Consider the following 8,069-nt stretch of genomic DNA (forward strand, 5'->3'; position numbering starts at 1 on the left):
ACGTACTTCGGCTATTTCCTCATGGGCGAATTCTCTGCCACGATATCTGACCGCCATCTCCATTCATCATGTTGTACCATAGATGGCAACCAGAACGCAAGTAGTTTTTTCGTGTCACCACGCCTCACTGAAGGGTTACGTATTGCATGGCCTGACCCGAGGTTCAGTGTTACGGGAGATTGTGTCATTGATAATCTGACCGGGCTAATGTGGGCCAAGAACGTAAATCTTGCCGGTCAGCTTCTATGGCAAGAGGCAATTAGCTATGCCAATGGTTTAACGTTGTGTGGGTATTCTGATTGGAGACTTCCAAATATAAAAGAGAGCCTTAGTCTTATTGATCGTTCAGCATACTCTCCTGCATTGCCGAACGGCCATCCATTCACAAATGTTTTGTCAACTGCCTACTTGTGGTCATCTACTACAGTTATTCCTATTACACAAAATGCGTGGACATTATATATGGCGCAGGGCTACGATCTTAATAGTTGGCCTGGTAATATAAAAGCTAGTAATATCCGCTATGTATGGCCAGTACGTTCCGTACAGTGAATTGGTAACTTAGGGATATGATTATGTTTACGGTATTTCATAACAAAAGCCATCAAATCGAGTTTGGGACAATTAGTTGATTGTGACAGGATATTTAACGCTTCTTTTGTTTATTTTAACTCTATGATTTTTAATATATTTCCTTGCTAAATCAAGCAGGTAATTACATCTGAACATAAATCACTATAACAGGCTAGCGGTTAACCTTGGAAAGTTCCTTGCAGTTGGAACTGTTGCAATAGACCTTAATAATAATATAAAAACCGCAATAGTTGATGGTGACTTTTTTGTTAACACCATCTGCGTAATTTTGACAAATAGAGTAAAGTATATTATGCTCAATTTATGGAAATTGAGAGAAGTTTGTTTTACCATATTCAAAAAGTATTGGATTCAGAGCCGAATACCATCATCTTGTATGGGCCGAGGCAAGCAGGGAAGACTACCCTTATCCAGCAGGTGCTGGCAAAAACTCCTCTTCCGTATGTACAGTTTAACGGTGATGACATACGTACTCAGGAGCTTTTAGGCAGGGCTGATCTGGATAAACTGAAAACAGTTGTTGGTAATAACAGGTTATTGGTTATTGATGAGGCCCAAAGGGTTGAGAATATTGGATTGACCCTGAAGCTCCTGTTTGATCAATTAAAGATACATATTATTGCGTCGGGGTCAGCATCATTTGACCTTGCCAATAAGATCAATGAGCCTATGACCGGACGCTCCACAACCTTAAATTTATTCCCATTTTCATACAACGAATTACCTGTGAATCCGCCGATGACTTCCAACAGCGAGCGCATGGAAGAGTTTTTGAGATTCGGAATGTACCCGATGACAATCAGCCTGTTCATGGAAGAAAAGGAGAACTATCTTTATGACCTGATAAATAACTATCTTTACCGTGACATCCTTTCGTTTGAGCAGGTTAGAAAGCCCAAAAAGGTGATAGACCTGCTTACCCTCCTGGCCCTGCAAATCGGTTCTGAAGTCTCTACTGCGGAACTTGCATCACACCTGTCAATTTCAAAAACCATTGTAGAAAAATATCTTGATCTGATGGAGAAGATGTTTGTGATAATTAACCTGAGAGGGTTCAGCCGTAACCTGCGAAAAGAAATCTCAAAAACATCAAAATATTACTTTGTTGATTTGGGATTTCGCAATGCACTGATACGCAATTTCAATCCCCTGAATATACGCTCAGACTCAGGAGCGCTCTTTGAAAACTACGCAGTGATTGAGAGGATGAAGGTATATGCCCACCAGCGCCGACATGCCAATTTCTATTTCTGGCGCACGTATGACCAAAAGGAAATTGACTTAATAGAAGAAAGTCATGGCGAATTAAGGGCTTATGAGTTCAAGTGGACAGAAGGCCGGCCCAATTTGAAAGCTGCACACGAATTTACGTCAGCGTATAAAAATAGTAAGTTTCAGATTATTACGCCCTCCAATTTTGATGAGTTTATGGCAGTCCCGATAGAAGTGTAGATAGGTATCACGAATCTGAGATTGTAGATGCTTGAGCAAGGGGCAATTAGTTGATTGTGACAGGAAATTTAACACTGCTATCATTATTATAACTCTATGATTTATAATATATTTCCTTGATAAACCAATCAAATAATTCCATCTGATAATAAATCACTGACAAACAAGTTGACACTTACGTTATGTTGCACTATCCCTTTGATAAATCAGGAATATATCTGGTTATATATTTACTTACGGTGTTAATCATTATTGGTAATAGGATAAAAGTGACAGGAAATTTAACAGTTAATCAATGGGACCGGCGAAAGCTAATTATAACCTATTGAAAATAAAAGCGTATTTGTAATGGTATAGTTATTGCAAGAATTATATTTAGGAAATTTTCTTAGTATTTCATACACCTTTAAAGTTAAATAAAAATTTGAGAAATTTTGTAATGGCCTCATTATCTCTAAATAATACATTAAAAATAATGTAACACAGGAGAAATGTCAGAATGAATATTAAACGTACTATTGTTATAGCCTTCTTAGTTGTAATTTTATTACCTGTTTCAGTGTTTGCTGCTCTTTGTACCCCTGGTATGGATTTCAGCTATGCGGAGAGTCTTGTGACTACAGGGCCTTTTTCAGGTAAATGGCAGTATGATTTTACATTAAGTAATAATTCTACAGCTACGGGAGACTGTACTGATTATGATATTTTTTACGTTGACCTTACTTATGCAGGCAGTAGAGATTTTTTAGATGGAGCGCTTCCTGTTGGATGGGGTGACGGATTCACACAGGGTATATGGTTCTCTACCTCCGGCTTTTCATTAGCAACGTCTATGAATCCAGGAATACCTCCTACTGGAAACGACCTTCCCCCCGGCAGTTCATTAACCGGATTTAGTTTTAAGACAACTGTCAGATATGGAGAAATGTCAGACCCTGAATTATGGGAGGCGAGTGTATTGATGAATGATCCCTTTGACAGCACTACTCCGATTTATTTATCCCAAACGTTCCCGCCGCCTTCCGTACCTGAGCCTGGCACTGTTATGCTGCTTGGGGCAGGCCTTGCCGTTATGGGTATATACGGTCGTGTTAAAAAAATAGTAGGTGTAAAGAAGTAAAACAAGTCAAGGTGAATCGCTATGACAAGAAAAGTTTTCGTTGTATTGCTTGTACTGGCGCTATTCTTTTGTTTATCGTCCATAACTAATGCCGCTATAAACCGCATTTCCGGCAATGGTTATATCTTTCCAGAGACTCAAACCTATAAAGCTATTTTTGCAATTGACGTAAGCAGGGATGGCGTAAATACACCTTCCGGTCTCGTCAAATATTATTACTCCAGAACACGCATGAGTATGGTCAGTACCTCTATTACTGATTTGACCATATCCGGTGTCGGCACTACAGGTACTATTTCAGGTATATGCAGTATCAACAATGTATCTGGGTATTCGTTTATTATGACGCTATCAGACGGCAGGCCTGACTCAATTTAAATTGTCATCAGGAAGCCTAACGGGAGTATTCATTATTCTGCCGGGCCGAAGAATTTTGGCGGCGGGAATATTGTTATTACGGACACGGTCTTACCAAATATTTCAATCACCTCCCCGCAAAATCTCATCACCGTAGCCACTTCCCCAATTAAGGTATCAGGTACTATAGATGACCCAACTGCTGTTGTAACGGTTAATGGGGTTACTGCCACTGTTTCAGCCGGTTCATTTTCAGTTTCCGGTATCACTCTTTCAGAAGGTATGAATACGATTGCGGCTAAGGCGGTTGATCCGGCGAATAATATGTCAACTGCAAGTGTGAACATATCACTTGATTCAACGCCGCCGCAGGTTGCTATCAATTCACCGCCGGATGGTTACACAACAACTGCTGATTCAATAGATGTGACAGGAATAATAAATGACATTGTGCGTGGTACGGTTAATGATAATCAGGGGAGTGTGTTAGTAAATGGTGTAACTGCAGAGATTGCTAACCGGAATTTTACAGCACGTTCGATACCGTTAATCCCAGGGTCTAATACTATTACAGCAGATGGAAGTGACCAATGGGGGAATTTGGCAAGTAACAGTATTACAGTTACTCGTGACACAACTCCCAGAGTTACGCTGAATATAGAATCAGGGAATGGCCAGAGTGGTTTTATAGGTTCTCAGCTTCCTAATCCGCTTGTGGTTTCTCTTAAAGATAAGAACAATAATCCTGTATCAGGTAAGGTGGTTGTATTCAGGGTAAATGAAAATAACGGCACACTTTATGATACTGCCTCCGGTACGGAGATGAGGGCTGCAGCAGTTCTTACGGATGCAAGCGGTTTGGCAAGTGCATCGTTATCATTAGGCAGTTGGGCCGGTTCTGGAAATAACAGGGTAGAGGTTTCAGCAACCGGTGTAAAGGGAACTGTGTTTTTTATTGCATCAGGCATGATGAAGCTCCCTGCGGCGATTTATGTAGCACAGGGGAGCCAGCAGAGGGGTGCCAGTTAATCAACTTCTGCCGGAGCCTCTTGTGGCCTTTGTAACTGATGAGGGGCATAACCCATTAAGAAATGTACCGGTGATATTTACCGCAGTAGAAGGCGGGGGACATTTTCAGTCAAATGGGTTGAATACAATAACAATTAATTCAGACAGTGATGGAAGGGCAACTGTAGGATTTGTATTAGGTCCGACAGCAGGCAATGATGGTAATGTGATTGAGGCAACATTTGAGGGTAATACCATGCCGCCTGCAGGATTTACATCAACAGGTATGATACCAGGTGATCCTGGCAATACAAGGATTAGCGGTGTTGTGCTGGATAACTCCAATAACCCTATACGCAATGTGACGATGAAGGTTGAAGGGACAACTAGGGAGGAGAAGACTGATGTTAATGGGGTGTTTTTGATAAACAATGTCCCTGTCGGCCCTGTTCATTTGATTGCAGATGGTTCTACTGCTGGACAGCTTGGTGTGCTTGAATATCCTACATTGATGTATGAGATTACAACTGTGTCAGGTGCTGATAATAAGGTCAGCATGCCTATATATCTCGTACCCCTTGACCTTGCAAATTTCCAGGAGATAACGGGTAATGAGACAGAGGATATAATCTATACGTTGTCCGAAGTGCCGGGTTTCTCACTAACAATTAAACCAGGCTCTGCTACATTCCCTGATGGGACAAAGCACGGCAGTATCTCTGTAACTCAGGTTCATGCTGACAAGGTGCCTATGGTGCCGCAGATAGGCCAGCAGCCGAGATTTATAGTAACAATACAACCGCCGGGAACAGTGTTTGATCCTCCTGCCCCGCTCACTATCCCTAATGCAGATGGCTTAGTCCCATGTGAAAAGACGAACATGTATTCATTTGACCATGACCTTGGTGTGTTTGTCAGTATTGGAACAGGGACGGTGAGTAACGATGGTCTGGTGATAGAGTCTGACCTTGGTGTCGGTGTTGTGAAGGCCGGCTGGCACTGCGGCGGTAATCCTGCACCAACAGGGAGTGCGAACAACTGCCCGGAGTGTAAGACATGCAACAATAATACTTGTGTTCCCAGCGGGGGCGGCTCATGCACTGATGATGGGAATCAATGCACCTCGGATGTATGTAACAACGGTTCCTGCACGCATCCCAATTCGGGTGGTTCGTGTGCGGATGATGGGAATGTATGTACGGATGATTTGTGTCAGGGGGGGGGGGATGCTCTCATCCTCCAAAGCCTGATGGAACGGCAAACGTTGCTGAATGTTGTTTTAATGGTCAGGTGGTATCTAAGGCAGTATCGGATTTAAATACGCTGCTTACAAAATGTCCGGATAGTACTCAATTTACTTCCAGAAATCATGAAATTGACGGGTGTTCAACTCCCCCCATTATCGCCATTATTACACCGGGCCTCAGTGTTCAGGACCCTGTCGGAGGTCATTGCGGTGTAAAAGATAGTTCCGGTAATTCGTACAGTACTGCGTTCGGTCAACCGGAGCCACCTTTCCCGCATGGCTCCTCGCCAATAGATTTGCCTTGTAACAAACATGACGTGTGTTACCAGACATGCGGTTCCTTTCAGACAGTATGTGACCAGACCATGTACAATGATATGATTGCTGTGTGCAATACAGCTTATCCCACAGATGTTTGTCCATACTCAGGTGTAGATTTGGGTTTATGTCCATGCTATCTGGCTGAAAGAGCGGAATGTTTCTTATGGGCATCAGCCTATAAAGTTGGGCTTGATATAGGGGGCTATGATGCATGGGTACAAAGACAGCAGCAATACTGCCTCTGCTGCCCATAACTGCCATAACTGAATAGAGTGATTATATGAAACGAAAAAATTGCCTGACTTATATTCTTAAGCTAACAGTAAGCATTGTTGTTGCTTTCAATGTACTGCCATTTCTCTTACCATCCCTTTCTATTGCCGCACTCAATCAGAACTGCACCGTCAGTGTCCTTAACCGCACGGCACAGGTTAAGGAAGATGGGAGCTGGGTTATCCCTAATGTTCCTTCTAATATGGGTAAGGTCAGGGTAAGGGCAACATGCGTTGAGAACGGGGTAACAAGGTCAGGTCAGTCTGACTGGGTGATTGTACCGGCGAACGGTTCTATTAAGGTTGGGGATATTTCGCTTGATGTCTTTGAGCCTGTTCCATCGGCAGTTTCCATAGCATCACCTTCAACCCCTGATTTTACACTCAATCCTGTTGGGACAACTGCCCAGTTGGTTGTGACAGCGGCTTATCCTGACAGCTCAATGAGTGACATTACGCAGGGTTCTAAAGGCACTGTTTATGGCACAACTAATCCTAATATTGCAACTGTATCAGATGACGGTCTTGTAACTGCAACAGGCACCGGTAAGGTGATAATCTCTGCATCCAATGAGATGGTATTAACATCCATGTTGTTTACCATTACAAATACAACCGGCAGTAATGATGCTGACAATGATGGTATCCCTGATGACTGGGAGCTTGCCAATGGCCTTAATCCAAACGAGCATTATGATGCTTTGGAAGATGCTGACCATGACGGTCTGACTAATAAAGAGGAATATGATAATGGTACTATGCTTCGCTCTGCTGATTCTGATGGAGACGGGATAAAAGATGGTGAGGAGGTAAAGACTGGTGATGATGGATATATAACAAATCCGCTTCTTGCAGATAGTGACGGTGATGGTATCAGGGATGGCCTTGAGATTCAGACCGGCAGTGACCCGACGAATTCTGCAAGCATTAACCTTGCACAGGCACTCTCAAGTCTTGAGGCGACGCCGTCTAATTTTGTCATTGTATTTAACACCATAATGAGTGAGGCATCAAGGCAGTTGACTGTGACAGGTGTACTGACTGATGGTACGAGGATAGACCTCACTTCATCTGCCCGGGGCACTAATTATAATTCCAGTGATTTATCAGTTGCCAGTTTTGGTGCAACGGACGGTCTTGTATATGCAGGGGCTAATGGAGTTGCATCAATCACAGCGTCAAACAGCGGTTTTAATGTTATATCACGAGTAACAGTCAGGGCCTTCTCTCCCAAAGCACTTTCATACATCTCCATCCCCGGATATGCCAACAATGTTGATGTGAACAATAATTATGCTTACGTTGCCGCAGGGTCTTCTGCAGGCCTTCAGGTAGTGGATGTTTCTAATCTGAATATTGCCGGTTCAATGGATACACCCGGCACTGCCATAGATATCAGGGTTTCAGGTAATTTTGCTTATATTGCTGACGGTGAATCCGGTCTTCAGATTATGGATATAAGTAATCCGGCCTCTCCCGTAATTGTAGGCTCACTGGATACACCGGGAATTGCTCAGGACATTGTGGTTTCAGGTACCCGTGCATTTATTGCAGATGGTTCTTCCGGCCTTAGTATTATAGATATTTCCAACCCTTCCTTTCCTGTCCTTCTTGGGGCGGTAAATATAGCAGGGACAGCCAGAGGGGTTGCGGTTCAAAACAATACGGCACTGATTGTTGACGACAGCACCTTGAAAGT

The 8,069-nt window shown here is 43.0% G+C and carries 9 protein-coding genes; 8 read left to right on the top strand and 1 reads right to left on the bottom strand.

The window, feature by feature from the left end; translation table 11 throughout:
• The first annotated feature begins 21 nt into the window (after nucleotides 1-21).
• The 4 genes from HZA08_01730 to HZA08_01745 all read left to right on the top strand — a co-directional run bounded on the left by HZA08_01730 (nucleotide 22) and on the right by HZA08_01745 (nucleotide 3,544).
• Nucleotides 22-552, top strand: a complete 531-nt coding sequence (locus HZA08_01730) for a DUF1566 domain-containing protein (GenBank protein ID MBI5192142.1) — start codon at nucleotides 22-24, stop codon at nucleotides 550-552.
• A gap of 345 nt (nucleotides 553-897) precedes the next feature.
• On the top strand, nucleotides 898-2,046 hold the full coding sequence (locus HZA08_01735; GenBank protein ID MBI5192143.1) for an ATP-binding protein: 1,149 nt from the start codon (nucleotides 898-900) through the stop codon (nucleotides 2,044-2,046).
• A 499-nt stretch (nucleotides 2,047-2,545) separates the two neighbouring features.
• Entirely contained in the window at nucleotides 2,546-3,166 is a 621-nt protein-coding gene (locus HZA08_01740; protein ID MBI5192144.1) for a PEP-CTERM sorting domain-containing protein, read from the top strand.
• A gap of 21 nt (nucleotides 3,167-3,187) precedes the next feature.
• Nucleotides 3,188-3,544 (top strand): hypothetical protein, encoded by a 357-nt coding sequence (locus tag HZA08_01745; GenBank protein MBI5192145.1) that lies wholly within the window; start codon nucleotides 3,188-3,190, stop codon nucleotides 3,542-3,544.
• Between the two features lie 32 nt (nucleotides 3,545-3,576).
• Here the strand turns inward: HZA08_01745 and HZA08_01750 are convergent, their stop codons facing one another.
• Entirely contained in the window at nucleotides 3,577-3,792 is a 216-nt protein-coding gene (locus tag HZA08_01750; GenBank protein ID MBI5192146.1) for a hypothetical protein, read from the bottom strand.
• Between the two features lie 13 nt (nucleotides 3,793-3,805).
• Here HZA08_01750 and HZA08_01755 point away from each other — a divergent pair, with 13 nt between their 5' ends.
• From HZA08_01755 to HZA08_01770, 4 genes are all read left to right on the top strand, one after another.
• Nucleotides 3,806-4,552 (top strand): hypothetical protein, encoded by a 747-nt coding sequence (locus HZA08_01755; GenBank protein ID MBI5192147.1) that lies wholly within the window; start codon nucleotides 3,806-3,808, stop codon nucleotides 4,550-4,552.
• Nucleotides 4,542-5,849 carry a hypothetical protein gene (locus HZA08_01760; GenBank protein ID MBI5192148.1) on the top strand — a complete coding sequence of 436 codons (1,308 nt, stop codon included), beginning with the start codon at nucleotides 4,542-4,544 and terminating at the stop codon, nucleotides 5,847-5,849. The genes HZA08_01755 and HZA08_01760 overlap by 11 nt, the downstream gene beginning before the upstream one ends.
• Nucleotides 5,822-6,352: a hypothetical protein gene (locus HZA08_01765; GenBank protein MBI5192149.1), complete on the top strand. Its 531-nt coding sequence runs from the start codon at nucleotides 5,822-5,824 to the stop codon at nucleotides 6,350-6,352. Before HZA08_01760 ends, HZA08_01765 begins: the two co-directional genes overlap by 28 nt.
• Nucleotides 6,353-6,378: 26 nt before the next feature.
• On the top strand, nucleotides 6,379-8,069 hold a 1,691-nt coding region (locus HZA08_01770), incomplete at its 3' end, for a hypothetical protein (protein MBI5192150.1).

It is taken from the genome of Nitrospirota bacterium (genome assembly GCA_016212215.1).
Taxonomy (GTDB): domain Bacteria; phylum Nitrospirota; class 9FT-COMBO-42-15; order HDB-SIOI813; family HDB-SIOI813; genus JACRGV01.